Annotated in this window: 11 protein-coding genes; 5 read left to right on the plus strand and 6 right to left on the minus strand. The window is 68.5% G+C overall.

Annotation, left to right across the window (positions count from 1 at the left end; all coding sequences use genetic code 11):
• The first annotated feature begins 370 nt into the window (after positions 1-370).
• Positions 371-784, plus strand: coding sequence for a YciI family protein (locus tag R5H29_RS21915; protein ID WP_049403440.1), 414 nt, complete (start codon positions 371-373; stop codon positions 782-784).
• On the opposite strand, the gene R5H29_RS21920 is transcribed toward R5H29_RS21915, so the two are convergent.
• Complete coding sequence (locus tag R5H29_RS21920; protein ID WP_332329835.1) at positions 762-2,843, minus strand: gluconolaconase; 2,082 nt, start codon at positions 2,841-2,843, stop codon at positions 762-764. The two genes, R5H29_RS21915 and R5H29_RS21920, sit on opposite strands and share 23 nt — an antisense overlap.
• Before the next feature lie 165 nt (positions 2,844-3,008).
• On the opposite strand from R5H29_RS21920, the gene R5H29_RS21925 reads away from it, so the two are divergent.
• Positions 3,009-4,529: a hypothetical protein gene (locus R5H29_RS21925; protein WP_332329836.1), complete on the plus strand. Its 1,521-nt coding sequence runs from the start codon at positions 3,009-3,011 to the stop codon at positions 4,527-4,529.
• A gap of 48 nt (positions 4,530-4,577) precedes the next feature.
• Here R5H29_RS21925 and R5H29_RS21930 read toward each other — a convergent pair whose 3' ends face one another.
• Positions 4,578-5,354: a lytic transglycosylase domain-containing protein gene (locus tag R5H29_RS21930; protein ID WP_332329837.1), complete on the minus strand. Its 777-nt coding sequence runs from the start codon at positions 5,352-5,354 to the stop codon at positions 4,578-4,580.
• Between the two features lie 229 nt (positions 5,355-5,583).
• Entirely contained in the window at positions 5,584-6,957 is a 1,374-nt protein-coding gene (gene cycA, locus R5H29_RS21935) for a D-serine/D-alanine/glycine transporter (RefSeq protein WP_332329838.1), read from the minus strand.
• A 229-nt stretch (positions 6,958-7,186) separates the two neighbouring features.
• Between cycA and R5H29_RS21940 the strand changes: the two genes are divergently transcribed.
• Positions 7,187-8,803, plus strand: a complete 1,617-nt coding sequence (locus R5H29_RS21940; RefSeq protein ID WP_019660889.1) for an EAL domain-containing protein — start codon at positions 7,187-7,189, stop codon at positions 8,801-8,803.
• A 173-nt stretch (positions 8,804-8,976) separates the two neighbouring features.
• On the opposite strand, the gene R5H29_RS21945 is transcribed toward R5H29_RS21940, so the two are convergent.
• Both R5H29_RS21945 and R5H29_RS21950 read right to left on the minus strand, forming a co-directional pair.
• Entirely contained in the window at positions 8,977-10,161 is a 1,185-nt protein-coding gene (locus tag R5H29_RS21945) for an MFS transporter (RefSeq protein ID WP_332329839.1), read from the minus strand.
• Positions 10,158-11,336: a serine hydrolase domain-containing protein gene (locus R5H29_RS21950; protein ID WP_332329840.1), complete on the minus strand. Its 1,179-nt coding sequence runs from the start codon at positions 11,334-11,336 to the stop codon at positions 10,158-10,160. Before R5H29_RS21950 ends, R5H29_RS21945 begins: the two co-directional genes overlap by 4 nt.
• 227 nt (positions 11,337-11,563) lie before the next feature.
• Here R5H29_RS21950 and R5H29_RS21955 point away from each other — a divergent pair, with 227 nt between their 5' ends.
• Both R5H29_RS21955 and R5H29_RS21960 read left to right on the plus strand, forming a co-directional pair.
• Positions 11,564-12,463: a LysR family transcriptional regulator gene (locus tag R5H29_RS21955; RefSeq protein WP_111098368.1), complete on the plus strand. Its 900-nt coding sequence runs from the start codon at positions 11,564-11,566 to the stop codon at positions 12,461-12,463.
• A gap of 264 nt (positions 12,464-12,727) precedes the next feature.
• Positions 12,728-14,335 (plus strand): ATP-binding cassette domain-containing protein, encoded by a 1,608-nt coding sequence (locus R5H29_RS21960; protein ID WP_332329841.1) that lies wholly within the window; start codon positions 12,728-12,730, stop codon positions 14,333-14,335.
• Positions 14,336-14,510: 175 nt separating this feature from the next.
• Here R5H29_RS21960 and R5H29_RS21965 read toward each other — a convergent pair whose 3' ends face one another.
• Positions 14,511-15,836, minus strand: a complete 1,326-nt coding sequence (locus tag R5H29_RS21965; protein ID WP_332329842.1) for a GTP-binding protein — start codon at positions 15,834-15,836, stop codon at positions 14,511-14,513.
• Between the last annotated feature and the right edge of the window lie 43 nt (positions 15,837-15,879).

Below are 15,879 nucleotides of genomic sequence, written 5' to 3' on the forward strand. Positions count from 1 at the left end.
ATTGGCGGGGACGCCGTGAATCCATCCCTGGAGGATTAGCCGCGCCATCCATGGCGCGGATACCCCGCCAACGCCCCCCCCCCCGGCCCCCACACAGAGAGCGTTGCCCGGCCCCCCCGGGCAAAAAAAAACACAACCAAAACCGGGGGCGGAGCCGGGCAAACCCCCGGTGGGTGGTCGGCGGGCCGCCCCCCCAACCCCCCCCCCCCCGCCCCACCCGCAGGAAGCCAGCTTTCAGCGACCAACCCAACCCACCACGGAGGGGCTCCGCCGTTCGCCGACCCTCGCCGAAGGCGCGCCTCCCGCGCTGCAACATGCCCACGCGCAGACCTGCGCCATCATGGGCACCCGCCCCCGCCAGGACCGCGCCATGCAGCAGTACCTGCTCCTGATCTACATCGAGCCTGCCCTGCTGCAGGCCCTGCCCATCGAAGAATTCAACGCGCTGATGCGCGACTGCCTGGCCCACGCCGACAAGCTGCAGGCCGAAGGCACGCTGCTGGCCGCGCAGAAGCTGCAGCCGGTCGACACCGCGCAGACCCTGCGCGTGCGTGATGGCCACAGCCGCGTACTGGATGGCCCCTTCGCCGAAACCCGCGAACTGCTGGCCGGCTTCAACCTGATCGTCGCCCGCGACCGCGACGAAGCCATGCGCATCGCCCGCGACTTCCCTTGGGCACGCTTCGGCAGCATCGAAGTGCGGCCGCTGGAAGACATGGACGCCGAGCGCGAACGCTGCGGCGCGCCGGCTGCGGCTGCGGCTACGGCAGCAGCCGTACCCTGATCTCGCGCGGGCCGATGCCTTCATTGCCGCTGTAGTCGCGCACGCTGGCGCGCACGATGTACTCGCCCGGCGGCAGCGCCGCCGGCTGCCAGCGCCCGGTTTCCATCAGGCCATCGCGCACGGTGTTGGTGGCCAGGTAGCGGAAGCGGGTCACCGCGCTGCCATGCACGGTGATGCCGCTGTCCGGTGCGTAGGCCACGCGCACCGCTTCCCGCTGCGGCGGCATGCGGTTGAACACGATGTTCCAGCGTGGCTGCTCGTAGCCCTGCAGCGGTTGGCCGCCCGCATCGAGAATCTGGTAACCCACCTGGTACATGCCCAGGCGCCGCCGCGGCAGGTTGTTGTCGACCTGGTCCCAGGCTTCGACCACGATCTGCACACCGCGTCCCTGGCGCGCCACCATCACCACGCCATCGCTGCCTGCGGCCATCGGCTGGTCGTTGTCGTCCAGCAACGCCACATCGGTGATGCGCGGTGCGAAGTGGTCGGCGTAGTTCTGGAAGCCCAGTGCCACGGCGTTGGTCTCGAAACCACCGGTGCCGACCGCCAGGTGCACATGCGCCTGGTTGTTGATGCTACCCAGGCGATCGCCGACGTGAATGCGCATGCCGCGCCGCACGCGCATCCGCTCCAGCTTGCCCTGCTCGTCGTACAGCGCCTGCCAGCGCGCATCGAACGGTTCATTGCGTGGGGTGCGGCCCACCCGCATGTGGATGTACTTGAGGCGATCCACGGCCAGGCCCTCAGCCTGCTCGCCCAAGCTCCAGGCCGCCATCGGGCTGCTGATCTTGCCATCGGCAATCGCCAGCACGGTCTGGCCCACATCACCGCGCACGTCGAAGCCCCCGTGCAGGTGATGGCGACTCTCGCCCTTGAAGTTGCCGCGCACTTCGCCGAGCGTGCCGACGACTTCGTGCCAGCCCTGCTGCGGCGCCAGCGGCCAACGGCCGCCGGTATCGGGCAGCGCGGCATCGGCGGCCGGGCCGACCAGCGCCGGTGCGGGCAGTTCCCCCACCGGTAGCGGGCGCAGGCGGTGCAGGCGATAGGCCGTCGCGTCGGCCACCAGCACGCTGCCGTCGGCGTCCATCGCCAGGCCACTGGGGCGGGCCAGGCGTGGCAGTCGACCGTTGCCGACCAGCGCGATCTGATGGCCCTGCGGCGTCACCTGCACGATGCGGCCATCCATGTCGCCCACGTACAGCACGCCATCGTGGGTGGTGGCCAACGACAGCGGCCCATTGATCACGCCACCACCACCCACCACGGTGCTTACCGTGCCATCGGCACCGACGCGGCGCACCGCGTTGTTGAACAGGTCGGCCACCAGCAACGCGCCCTGCGCGTCGAAGGCCAGTGCCACCGGCGTATCGAAGCGCGCAGCGGCGCCCGTGCCATCGGCCAGGCCCGGCCGATCGCCACCGGCCAGTGTGCGCACGTTGCCATCGTTACCGATCACCCGGATGCGGTCATTGAAGGTATCGGCCACGTAGACCTGGCCCTGCGCATCCACTGCGATGCCCATCGGCGCATCGAAGCGCGCCTGCGCGGCAGGTCCATCAACGTGGCCCTGTTCACCACCGGCCAGCGTGGTCACCTGGCCGTCGGTGCCGATGCGGCGGATGGCATGGTTGCCGGTGTCGGCCACATACAGGTTGCCCTGCGCGTCGGCGGCAATGCCCGAAGGCGTGTTGAAACTGGCCTGCAGTGCCGGGCCATCAACGCGCCCCTCGCCCTGCCCGGCCACCGTTTCGACGCGGCCATCGGGCAGGCGGCGACGGATCCGGTTGTTATCACCGGCATCAGTGAAATAGACACTGCCATCGGCACTGCGCAGCAACGCATAGGGATCGGCGAAGCGTGCCTGCGCGGACGCGCCGTCGCGGTCACCGGGGTGGCCATCGCCGGCCAGCGGTTCGATCTGCGCGGTCCACGCCAACGGCGTTGGAGCCGGGCCCGCCGGTTCAGCCAGCGTATGCAGCGGTGTCTCCCACCAGGTCGCAGCCAATGCCACTACCGTCGCCAACGCTACGCCTGCCGCCATCCATTGCCACCGTGCCATCGTGCTGCGCTGCCTGCCTGCTGCCTGAAGAGGCACCGACAATAGACGCTGAACGCACGATCCGCCATGGCCAATCGTACGGCCAAACGCCAGAGTTCCATCCATCGCGCTTGTTCTCGCTGGCTGCAGCAGGTTCAATGCGGTTCCCACGGATGGAGATCCTCCATGCCCCGCATCCTCCCCCTTGCTGCCCTGCTGGCCGCCGCATTGGCCAGCACATCCGCCACCGCTTCGATCACGGTGGCGCCGCAGAAGCCGTCAATCACCGCCGATGTGATGCACATGGCCTATGCCACGCGCTGGGATGAGGCCATCCAGCAGTCACGCAGTGGCAACACGCTGGGCGCGCTGATCGCGATGGAACGGCTGATGGAAGATCCGATGCTGGATGACTTCGATGCCGAACATCGCGGCCGCGCCGCGCAGGTGGCCGGCTGGACCGCGATGGTGCAGAAGAAGCCGGACCAGGCCCGCCGCTACCTGCAGCGCGCACAGGAAGCACTGCCGGACGACGCGCAGATCCTGCTGACCCTGGTCTCGGTGGAACTGTCCGAGAACCAACCAGCGCCCGCCACGAAGCACCTGGTGCAGGCACTGAAGCATGCCGACGCGCCGTTGCCGGTGGACCGCCACGCGATCAACTACCTGCAGTTCCTCCTGCGGGACCAGCCCCAGCAGCGCATGGAACTGCTGCAGGCGCTGTTCGACAACGGCTGGAAGAGCGGCGGCCTGGAACCCACCGGACTGTGGCTGGCACTGGCAACACTGCAGGCCGACAATGGCCGGGGCGACGACATCCCGGCCACGTTGGCGCGCATCACCGGCCCGGCCGAGATCATCCGCCTGCGCAGTGACAAGCGGTTTGATCGCTATGTCGACCGCGACGATGCCCGCTTCGACCCAGTGCAGGCTGCACAGAAGCACCTCGACGAACTGCGGGTTTCCGGCCTGCTCGACCGGGCGCTGGACGCACGCATGGCCGAGTTCAGCAGCACGCTGCTGATGCTGGACCGCAACGAGGAAGTGCTTGCGCTGACCGATGGCATGGCCGGTGTGGCGGCCGAAGGTGAGTCGCCCTCGGCGACGGAAGCCGAATGGGTGGCGTGGCTGCTCAACAGCCGGCTTATGGCGCTGCGCCGGTTGGGCCGTAACGATGATGCGCTGGCCACAGCCAGGCTGGCCGCACGCATCGGTGCGCTGGGCCCGGATGGTGCCGAGCACCAGTTCAACGTCGGCTTCTTGCTCAGTTCGCTGGGCCGCATGCAGGACGCTGCTGTCGCGGTGAATGACATGCCGGGCCTGGCCGGTTACGGCAAGGCGGCCCAGGCACTGCTGCAGTTCGTTGCCGCCCGTGAACGTGGCGATGCCAAGACCGAACAGGCCGCGCGCGCAGCCATCCTGGCCCAGGGCGATGACGCGCGCCTGTTCCAGCGCGAGATGCTGCTGGAGGAAGGCAATCTGGACGCGGCCGCTGCGGTGCTGATCGAACAGCTGCGCTCACCGGTTGAGCGCGGCGAGGCACTGGCCTCCCTGCAGGACATGCGCACCTATCCGTCGCTGCCCGGCGACGTGAAGATCGATGCCGCCTGGCGTGTGCTGAAGCAGCGTGCCGACGTGCAGGCCGAGGTGGCACGCGTCGGCCGCATCGAGCGCTACGACCTGGTCAGCACGTCCACCTCGCGCTGAGCCGATTTCCTGTGGAGCCGAGCGTGGGCTCGGCACTACACCTCCCGCCTAGCGGGCTGGCACTTCGGTGCGGATGCCCATCGCTTCGCGGTAGCGCGCGTACAGCGCCATCACCTTGTCCACATAGGCCAGGGTTTCGGCGTAGGGCGGCACGCCCTTGTAGCGGGTGACTGCACCGATGCCCGCGTTGTAGGCAGCCGCCGCCAACGGGCGATCGCCGTTGTAACGGCGCAGCAGCGCGCGCATGTAGCGCGCGCCGCCCTCGATCGACTGCTGCGGCGAAAACGGATCGCGCACGCCATATTCCTGTGCGGTCTCCGGCATCAACTGCATCACGCCCTGTGCGCCCTTGCTGGACACCGCCAGCGGATCGAAATTGCTTTCGGCATGGGCGATTGCGCGCAGCCAGGCATCGTCGACGCCCGTGGCCTTGGCCGCGGCCTTGAACTGCCTGGCGTGCTGCGCCAGCTGCGGCTTGCCCACCTTGCCCAGGCCTTCGTGGGCAGGCTCGCCCGGCGGCGTGGCCACGGTGAACTTCACGAATACCCGCGAGCCGGGCAGGTTGCGGGTGGAGTAGACCAGCACGCCATCCTGCTCGCGCTCGTACAGTACGCCGCTGAACACGCCCATGTTGCCCCACAGGTTCGGGGTCTGGATGGCGTTGTCGTCGATTTCCTTCGGGCTACAGCGCGAACCCGGTTCCGGCGCGGTGGCCAGGCTGACGGTGTTGCCCTGCACACAGCGGTAGACGGTGCGTGCGGCGGCCAGCCCGGGCCACAGGCTGGGCAGCAGCAACAGCACAAGCAGGAGAGGGCGACGGGACATGGCGGCCGGATCATCCGGCCGCGCCCGCGAATGTTGGGTGAATGGGGGTCGGCAGGGCTGCGCCCCGCACCTGCGCCGGCGCCCGCAGCGGTAGAGTCGACTGTCAGTCGACTATCGCGCGCAGCGCGGGGTTTTCCGGAAGCCCATGGAAGAGCAGTCGACTAACAGTCGACTCTACCGATTTCCGACGTTCTCGATTTCCGGCGTTGCCGAAACCCCGCATTCCCGGTCATTTCACCGTTCTGAGACGCACCCGGTACCCCACGCCCAGCAGCACGAACCACACCGGGCTGGCGATCAGCGCCTGGCGGGTGTCAGCCTGCAGGCTCAGCAGCACCAGCACCACGGCGAAGAACACCAGGCAGGCCCAGCACATGGCGACGCCGCCGGGCATCTTGAAGATCGACGCAGCGTGGCGTTCCGGGTAGCGGCGGCGATAGGCCATGTAGGCCACCAGGATCAGCGACCACACGAAGATGAACAGCACCGTCGCCAGCGTGGTCACCAGGGTGAAAGCAGTCACCAGGTTCGGAATCAGGTAGATCAGCAGCGTGCCACCCAGCAGGCACAGGCACGAGAACAGCAGGCCACGGGCAGGCACGGCAGCGCGCGACAACTTCGACAGCCCCCGCGGTGCGTGGCCTTCCTCGGCAAGGCCGTACAGCATGCGACTGGTGGAGAAGATGCCGCTGTTGGCCGAGGACGTGGCCGAAGTCAGCACCACGAAGTTGATCAGGCTGGCGGCGGCAGGAATGCCGGCCAGCACGAACAGCTGCACGAACGGGCTCTTGTCCGGCACCACCTGGCGCCACGGGGTGACGGCCATGATCGCAATCAGCGCCAGCACGTAGAAGATGATGATGCGTACCGGAATCGAGTTGATCGCCTTGGGCAGGTTGCGCTCGGGGTCGGCGGTCTCGGCGGCGGTGGTGCCGACCAGCTCGATGCCGACGAAGGCGAACACCGCAATCTGGAAACCGGCGAAGAAGCCGACCAGGCCCATCGGGAACAGGCCGCCGTCATTCCACAGGTTCGACAGCGACGCGGTGTGGCCACTGGGCGAGGTGAAGCCCCAGGCCACCAGCCCGGCGCCGGTGATGATCAGCGCGCAGATCGCCACGATCTTGATCAGCGCAAACCAGAACTCCATCTCGCCGAACAGCTTCACGGTCACCAGGTTCAGTGCCAGCAACAGCAGCACGCAGGCCAGCGCCGGTATCCACGCATCCAGCCCGGGGAACCAGAACTGCGCATAGGCGGCAATGGCGATCACATCGGCGATGGCGGTCACGATCCAGCAGAACCAGTATGTCCATCCACAGAAGAACCCGGCCCATGGGCCGAGCAGATCCGTGGAGAAATCGATGAAGGACTTGTACTGCAGATTCGACAGCAGCAGCTCGCCCATCGCGCGCATCACGAAGAACAGCATCGCGCCGATGATCAGGTAGACGAAGACGATGGAGGGTCCGGCCAGGCTGATGGTCTTGCCCGAGCCCATGAACAGGCCGGTGCCGATGGCACCGCCGATGGCGATCAGTTGCAGGTGGCGGTTGGACAGGCTGCGGCGCAGGTGCTCGGGGGGCGTTGCGGGCTCGGTCATGGGCGCGGGCAAGAGGGCGGCGAAGCGTTCGACGGTAGTCCTCCAGCGCCCGGAGCGCCAGCATCGGAGGGGTCAATCACGTCAAACTTGGCCGCTTTCATCACAATGTGACCGAATACCGGATTGATCCCATTCCGCCCGGCCCTGCGCCATGCTCAGATAGCCGTTCCTGCCCAAGGATCGGCCCGCCCATGTGCCCTGCCCTGCCCACCCCGCTGGAGCCCCGGCCATGAGCCGGCTGCGCGTGATCATCGGTGGCACCGCGCTGGCGATTCTGGCCGCGGCCGTGCCGATCGCGGTGATGGCCTATGCCACCTGGGACCGGGCCGTCAGTGTCGAGCAGCAGCGCCTGCGCGATATCGCCGGTCGTACCCTGCGCCGCGCCGACCAGTCCTACCGGGAAGCACTGGCGGCGCTGCAGTCGGCCGAGGCCGGCGCCCAGGACGCCTGCGGGCCGGACCATATCCGGCGCATGCAGACGCTGGTGATGACCTCGCCGTCGGTTGATCAGATGGGCTACTTCGAGGGTGGCAAGCTGCGCTGCACGTCGTGGGGGCCGTTTCTGTCCGACGTGAACCAGCCCAGGGCCGACCACGTCACCAGTGATGGCGCCGGCATTGCCGTGGATGTGCGCCCCGAGGCAAGCGGACGGCGCCAGGTGCTGTCGATCCTGTATGGCAACTACGACGTCCTGGTCGATCCGCGCCGGTTTGTCGATGTCATCGCCGACCCGAACGTGCGCCTTGCCCTGGCCAGCCCGGATGGCCGCCTCCTGGCCAGGCAGAGCGGCATGGATCCCGCGTTGCTGGAGACCCTGCTGCGTGCGCCCGAGGAAGGCCTGGACCACAACACCCTGTACGCCACCGCCCGCAATGAAGAGTGGCTGGCGATCGCAACCACGCCGCGTACCGCGCTGGCTGCAACCTTCCGCCAGCAGGCGTGGCTGTTCGTGCCGATCGGTGTTCTGCTGGCCGCTGCCGGTGCCGGCCTGGTGGTGTGGCTGTCGCGTCGCCGCCTGTCCCTGCGCGGCGAACTGGCCACGGCGATCCGCCGCCGCGAGCTGTACCTGCACTACCAGCCGATCATCGAGCTGGATACCGGCATCTGCGTCGGCGCCGAGGCCCTGGTGCGCTGGCAGCGCCCGGATGGCACGCAGGTACGGCCGGACCTGTTCATTCCGCTGGCCGAAGAGGCCGGCATGATCGGCGCGATCACCGATCTGGTGATTGAGAACGTCGTGCGCGACATGCGCGATCTGTTGGTCGCCGACCGCAGCGCACACATCGCGATCAACCTGGCCGCCGAAGACATCAGCAGCGGCCGTGCGCTGAAGATGATCTCCAAGCACATGACCGGCAGCGGCATCCTGCCGCAGCAGATCTGGATGGAAGCCACCGAGCGCGGCTTCCTCGATCTGGACCGCGCCCGCACGATGCTGGCGCAGGCACGTCGCGCCGGCCACAGCGTGGCCATCGATGATTTCGGAGTCGGCTTCTCCAGCCTGCAGTACCTGGAGCAGCTGCCGCTGGACGCGCTGAAGATCGACAAGTCGTTCATCGATGCGATCGACACCGAGAGCGCGACGAGCCCGGTGACGCCGCACATCATCGACATGGCCAAGGAGCTGGGCCTGTGGGTGGTGGCCGAGGGCGTGGAGACCGAGGCGCAGTTGGCATATCTGCATGCGCGCAAGGTCGAGTTCGCGCAGGGCTGGCTGTTCTCGCGGCCGCTGCCACGGGACGAGTTCGTGGTGTTCCACCACAAGCGGCAGCAGCGCTATGGCGCGGCGCGGGAGCACATGCAGAATCCGCGCAGTGTGCCGATCGAGCGTGAGGGCGTGGAGTAAGGCGGCGAACGGCGGAGCCCCTCGTGGTCGCGCCCGGTGAATCCATCAGTTGGGGCCGGGTGGATGGGGCGCGCAGGAGGCGCTGCGCTCGGTAGATCCACGCCATGCGTGGATGGCGGGGACCACGGTAGTGCGGGCCGCTGGCCGGCACCGCGCCATCACTGACTCGCCGCCTACGCCCAGGCTTTCGGCCGTGCCAGCAACCACGCCACGCTCACCGCCAGCAGCAGCAACGGCAGCCATCCCAACTGGTTCGGGCCGCCCGCCTGCAGCAGCACACCCCCTGCAACGCCACCGGCAGCAATGGCCAGGTTCCAGCCGGTCACCAGCATCGACTGCGCCAGATCTGCGGCGGCACCGGCACGCCGTGCCAATGCGGTCTGGAACAACGTAGGCACCGCGCCGAAGGCCACGCCCCACAGCATGGTCGCCAGCAGCAGCGCGGTCGCTTCGCCCGGCCACAGCAGCAGCGCGAGCACCGGCACGATGAAGCCGATCACGGCCGCCCACACCAGCGTGCGCAGGTGGCGATCCACACCCCAGCCAGCGATACCGATACCGGCAGTGGCCGCCAGCCCGAAGGCCAGCAGCAGGCGGTCCAGCCACGGGCCGGCCCCCGCCTCCACCGCCAGCGGTTCGATGTAGGTGTAGAGCACGTTGTGCGCCAGCACGTACAGCACCATTACCGCCAGCGCGCTGCGCACGCCGGGCATGCGCCACACCGTCGCCAGCGAGGTGCGCCGGCCGGCTGCCGCCGCCGGCAGCGCGGGCAGCGCCCAGCGTGCGTAGGCAAGCAGCACCACGGCCAGCACGCTCATCAGGGCGAATGCCCAGCGCCAGCCGAGCTGCTGCCCCAGCAACGTGCCCGCCGGTACGCCCAGCGACAGCGCCAACGGCGATCCGACCATCGCCACCGCAATTGCCCGGCCCTGCAGCGAGGGCACCACCATGCGCGCCGCATAGCCGGCCACCAGCGACCACAACAGGCCACCACTCACCCCGGCCAGGAAACGTGCGGCCAGGATCAGTGGATAGCTGCTGCTCACTGCGGTCAGCGTATTGACCACCACGAAGCCGGCAATGGCGGCCAGCAACAAGGCGCGTCGCGGCAGGCGCTGGGTCAACGCAGTCATCGGCAATGCGGCCATCACCGAGCCCAGTGCGTACACGCTGACGAGCTGGCCCACCGCCGCATCGCTCACGCCCAGGCCTTCGCCCATCGGCCGCAGGACGCCCGCCGGCAGGGTCTCGGTCAGCAGGGTGATGAAACCGCCGCCGGCCAGCGCCAGCAGCCCCGCCCACGGCAGGCGCGTGGCTTCACCGGCCGGGCCAGCCGCATCGATGGCATGGCCGCTCATCGGGCGGCCTCCAGATCGGCGTAGACCGCATCACGCAGCTCATCGACGAAGGCGCCATCCATGCCTTCGTACAGGGTGTTGGTCAGCGCCACCACGCTGAGCCCACGCGCAGGATCGACAAACCAGCTGTGCCCGTAGGCGCCGCCCCAACGCCATGTGCCTGCGCTCTGCGGCGTACCGCTGGCGGCCGCATCGCGCAGCACCGCAAAGCCAAGGCCGAAGCCCCAGCCGGCCGGTTCCGGCGGCCCCTGTTCGCCCACCTGCGGGCTGGCCATCTCCGCTGCCAGTGCCGGCGGCAACAGGCCTGAACGCTGCACATCACGCAAGGCCTCCAGCACCGCCATCACTTCATCGGCGCTGCCGACCAGGCCTGCCCCGGCCGAAGGGAAACGGCTGGCATCGGTGGCGCGCGCGAGGCTGTACTCGATACCGACAGTACCCTCGAACGGAGCGACCACCTCGCCTTCGCGCAGGCGGTGCGGCTGCGGTGTGTCGCTCACATAGGGCGTGGCCAGCCGTGCCGCGTTGCGCGCAGCGAAGGCGGTGTCACGCAGGCCCAGGGGTGCGGCCAGCAAGCGCTCGAACAGTGCCTGCAGGGATTCACCGGTCGCTGCTTCAGCCACGGCACCGGCAACGTCCACGCCCAGCGAGTACAGCCAGTGGCTGCCCGGCGCGAACAGCAGCGGTGCCTGCGCGATGCGGCGCACGTTCTCGGCCAGCGAGAGCGGGTTCGCGTCCAGGCCATCGCTGACCCCGGCGCGCGCATAGGGGCCGTCCACATCGGCTTCGAGGAAGCGGTAGCCCAGCCCGCTGCTGTGGCTGAGCAGCTGGCGCAGGCTGATCGGCGGCGCAGTGCCATCGGCCAACGCCGGGCGGAAATCCGGCAGCCAGCGCTGTACCGATGTGTCCAGGTCGAGCACACCCTCGGCCACCAGGCGCAGGATCACCGTGCTCAGCAGCGGCTTGCTCACCGACGCCAGCCGGAACAGCTGGTCGCGCTGCATCGGCGTGACCGATTCACGATCGGCCAGCCCGGTCGCGCTGGCATGGCGCAGTACGCCGTGCTCGCGCACCAGCGCCACCGCGCCGACCAGGCGCTGCGGGTGGACCTGCTGCAGCAGCCGCTCCACTGAAGGCAGCGTCGGCGCAGGGGCAAGGGAAGGAACAGCATTCATCGCGATGGTCCGTGGGGAGAGGCCCGCCACGTTAGGCAGCGGGTGGCCGCGCAAAAAGCCGGTTGCCGCTCCGGGCATCATGGACCGTCCAGTCCGCAATCGGCATGATTGCCGGAACTGCATGGCCGCAACCGTCCCCACGCCACCGCGCATCACAGTGTTGCGATGGCGGTGCCGCCCGCTACGTTCACGCAACCTACCCTGCCGCTTTCATTGCCCGCACGCCCATGTCAGTCCTGGACAACCTCGCCAACCTGCAGACCTTCGTGCACGCGGCCGACACCCGCAGCTTCGTCGAGACCGGACGCCTGCAGGGTATTTCCGCCTCGGCAGCGGGCAAGTGCGTGGCACGGCTGGAGCACGCGCTGGGCGTACGGCTGTTCCATCGCAGCACGCGCAGCATCACCCTCACCGCCGAGGGCCAGCTGTTCCTGGCGCGCTGCCGGCGCATCCTGGACGAACGCGATGCCGCGCGCACCGAGCTGGCACAACCGCACGCCTCGCCCCGTGGCACCCTGCGCATCAGCCTGCCCCTGGTTGGCGACCTCACCCTGCCGTTGATGGCCGAGTTCATGGCGGCGTACCCGGATATCCGCCTGGACCTGGACTTCAGTGACCGCCTGGTTGATGTCATCGAGGAGGGCTTCGATGCGGTGCTGCGCGTCGGCGAACCCAGCGACTCACGCATGAACGCACGGCGCCTGGGTGTGTTCCCGCGCCGCGTCGTTGCCTCGCCGGGCTACCTGCAGCGCTGCGGCGTTCCGCGCACGCCGGCAGGCTTGATGCAGCACACGCTGCTGCACTATCGCTTCCCCACCACCGGCAAGCTGGAACCGTGGCCGATCCACTGGCCCGACGATGAAACGCCGCAGGAGCTTCCGGTGCACATGGTGGCCAACACCATCGAAGCGCGGGTAGCGCTCGCACTGCGCGATATCGGCCTGGCCTTCGTGCCGGTGCACTCGGTGCGCGATGCCCTGGCCGACGGCCGCCTGGTCACGGTGCTGGACGAACACGTGCATTCCTGCGGCACCTTCCATCTGCTGTGGCCGTCGGGCCGACACGTACTGCCGAAGCTGCGGGTGTTCATCGACTTCGTCAACGACCGCCTGGGTACCGTGCCGTAGATCCACGCCATGCGTGGATGCGTCTCGCGGCGAAAGGAAGCCGAGCATCGGCTCGGCTCTACAGAACCGCCCGACCATCGGTAGCGCCGGGCCATGCCCGGCGGCCGCACACCTGACCATTCAGCCACTGCCGCTATACTGGCCGCTCATTCCTCCAAGAGGCTCGCGACCAATGCGCCATTGATGCCGCCGTCTTCCCACCAGACGGCCTGACTCTTCCCGCCCCCTGCGCGCAGGGGAGAACCCGGCATCCATGGAGGTCGCATGACCCCGCATTCCCTCACGCTCGATCGCGTGTCGTATCGATTGGCCGACGGCCGCCTGCTGTTTTCCGATCTGACGTTTTCCTTCGAACCGGTTGCTACCGGCCTGGTCGGTGCCAATGGCGCCGGCAAGAGCGTGCTCGCACGCCTGCTGGCCGGGCGGCTGCTGCCCGACAGCGGCCAGGTACGCGGCAGTGGCCGGGTGTTCCTGTTGCCGACGCCCGGTTATCCACCCGCCGGCACGGTTGGTGAACTGGCCGGCGTCGGCGCGGAACTGGCCGCACTGCAACGCATCGAGGCCGGCAGCGTGGATGAGGCCGACTTCGCCTGCATCGGCGACCGCTGGGATCTGCGCGAATGCCTGCAGCAGCAATGGCAGATGCTCGGGCTGCCCGATGACCTCGACCCCGCCCAGCCTGCCGCGCGTCTCAGCGGTGGCCAGGCGATGCAGGTGGCGCTGTCCGGTGCCTGGGCCAGCGGTGCCGATTGGCTGATCCTGGACGAACCCAGCAACCACCTCGATGCACGCCATCGCCAACAGCTGTACGAGCAGTTGCAGCAGTGGCGCGGTGGCCTGCTGGCGGTCAGTCATGATCGCGAGCTGCTTGGGCACATGCAGCAGATCGTCGAGCTCGATGGGCGCGGGCTGCATCGTTACGGCGGACCGTGGCAGCACTACGCCGATGCGCGCGCCGCCGAGCGCGAAGCTGCCGCCGCCCAGCTCGACCATGCGCGCGCCCAGCACCGGCAGCAGCAACGCAGCGCGCGCGAACAGCACGAACGGCAACAACAACGCCAGGCGCGTGGCAATCGCGATGCGAAGCAGGCCAACCAGGCCCCCATCCTGCTCGGCCGGCAGAAGCAGCGCGCCGAGGCCAGCCACGGCCGCGCGCAGCTGGTACAGGCCGAACGCCTGCAGGCCAGCGCAGAGCAGCTGCGCGCAGCGGCATCGGCGGTGCATGTGGCGCCGGAGCTGGCGCTGTTTGCCGTCGCAGGCGAACGTGGCAGCACGCGTCTGCTGCAGGCCGAATCCCTGGTGCTGCCGCATGGCTGCAGTGCGCCGCTGCAGCTGGAGATCCGCCGCGGGCAACGCATCGCCGTGGTCGGCGACAACGGTGCTGGAAAATCCACCCTGCTGCGCGTGCTGGCCGGCCAGTTGCCTGCGCGCAGCGGCATCGTGCAACGGCATGCGCCCCTGGCCCTGCTCGACCAGCAGCTGCTGGGGCTGTCCGGCGAGCGCAGCATCCTCGACACCGTGCAGGCCGCCAACCCGCGCGCGGCCCCCGGCGAACTGCGCACACGGCTGGCCCTGCTCGGGCTGGATGCACAGCGCATCCAGCGGGCGGCCCACAGCCTCAGTGATGGCGAGCGGGTGAAGGGTGCGCTGGCCAGCGTGCTGTATGCCGATCCCGCGCCCCAACTGTTGCTGCTGGACGAACCCGGTAATGCGCTGGATCTGAGCGCATTGCAGGCGTTGGAAGAATTGCTTGCGGCGTGGCCGGGCGCACTGGTGATGGTCAGCCACGACCGGTACCTGCTGCAGGCATTGCGACCGACGCGGGTACTGCGAGTCACCTCCGACGCCTGGCAATGGCGCGATGCCTTGTAGATCCACGCCATGCGTGGGTTCGATTCTGTAGAGCCGAGCCCACGCTCGGCTGACGCATCACGCATGGCGTGGAACCACTGCAATTGCAGCCGAGCGTGGGCTCGGCTCTACAAGGCGGGCAAAGACCGGTTGAACCGCCATCCACGCATGGCGTGAATCTACTGGAGCCGTTCGCTCACCGCTTCCACACCGGGAACGCCTGCGGTAACTGCTGCCACAGCAACGGCCCCGCACGCAGTTCCTGATCGTTGAGCAGGCACGCGTCCAGCTCCGCTCGCACCGCGCGCTCATCCATGTGCACGCCGATCACCACCAGCTCCTGGCGGCGATCCCCCCACAACGGATGCCACAGGCGCTGCATCGCCGAATGCGCGGCCGCATCCGGGAAGTCCTCCGGCCCCGGCAACGGTGCGCTCCAGCAATCGGCCTGCTGCCGTGCCCAGCCGAGGTCGCTGTACGGCAGCGGCGTGGGCGGCAGCAATGGCGCGGTGTCCTCCAGCCCAGCGCGCACGCGATCACGCGCGGCGTACCAGAACCCCGCCGCCTGCGTGCGCGTCGCTGCGCCCACGGTGTTCAGTTCGCCCACCCAGTCCATGCGGTTGGCCAGCCAGAACCAGCCCTTGCTGCGGATCGCGCCAGGCATGCCCGACTGCAGCGCGCGGGCGAATCGCACGGGGTGGAACGGACGTCGCGAGCGATAGACAAAGCTGCCGATGCCGTACTCTTCGGTCTCCGGCGTATGCTCGCCACGCAGTTCCTTCACCCAGCCCGGCGCACGTTGCGCACGCTCGTAGTCGAAGCGGCCAGTGTCCAGCAGCTCGGCCAGTGGCACGTCACCGAAGCGGGACAGCAGCAGCTTCGCGTCGCGGTTCAGGCCGCGCAGCACGGCCAGCGTGTCCTGCAGCAAGTCATCTTCCGTCTGATCGACCTTGCTGACCACGATCACATCGGCGAATTCGACCTGCTCGCACAACAGGTCGACCACGCCGCGATCGTCGTCCGGCCCGGCCTGCTGGCCACGCTCGGCCAGGCGCAGCGTCGAGCCGAAGTCGGCGAGGAACGCGCTGCCATCCACCACCGTCACCATCGTGTCCAGTCGCGCGACGTCACTCAGGCTGAAGCCATGCTCGTCGCGTACGGCGAAGGTGGCTGCCACCGGCATCGGCTCGCCGATGCCGGTCGACTCGATCAGCAGGTAGTCGTAGCGGCCGGCGTCGGCCAGGCGCCGCACTTCCTGCAGCAGGTCATCGCGCAGCGTGCAGCAGATGCAGCCATTGCTGAATTCCACCAGCGTCTCCTCGGTGCGGCGCAGTTCGGCCCCACCCTCGCGCACCAGCTGCGCGTCGATGTTGACCTCGCTCATGTCGTTGACGATGACCGCCACACGCAGGCCCGCGCGGTTGCGCAGGATCTGGTTGAGCAGGGTGGTCTTGCCGGCCCCCAGGAAGCCGGACAGCACGGTGACCGGAAGGCGACGGTCGGCGCGGGAAACAGTGTTCATGTCGGAGCGGGTTGGCTGCGGAACGGAAATGTTACTGTATAAC

Origin of the sequence: Stenotrophomonas sp. A3_2, assembly GCF_036624925.1 — a bacterium.
Taxonomy (GTDB): Bacteria; Pseudomonadota; Gammaproteobacteria; order Xanthomonadales; family Xanthomonadaceae; genus Stenotrophomonas; species Stenotrophomonas hibiscicola.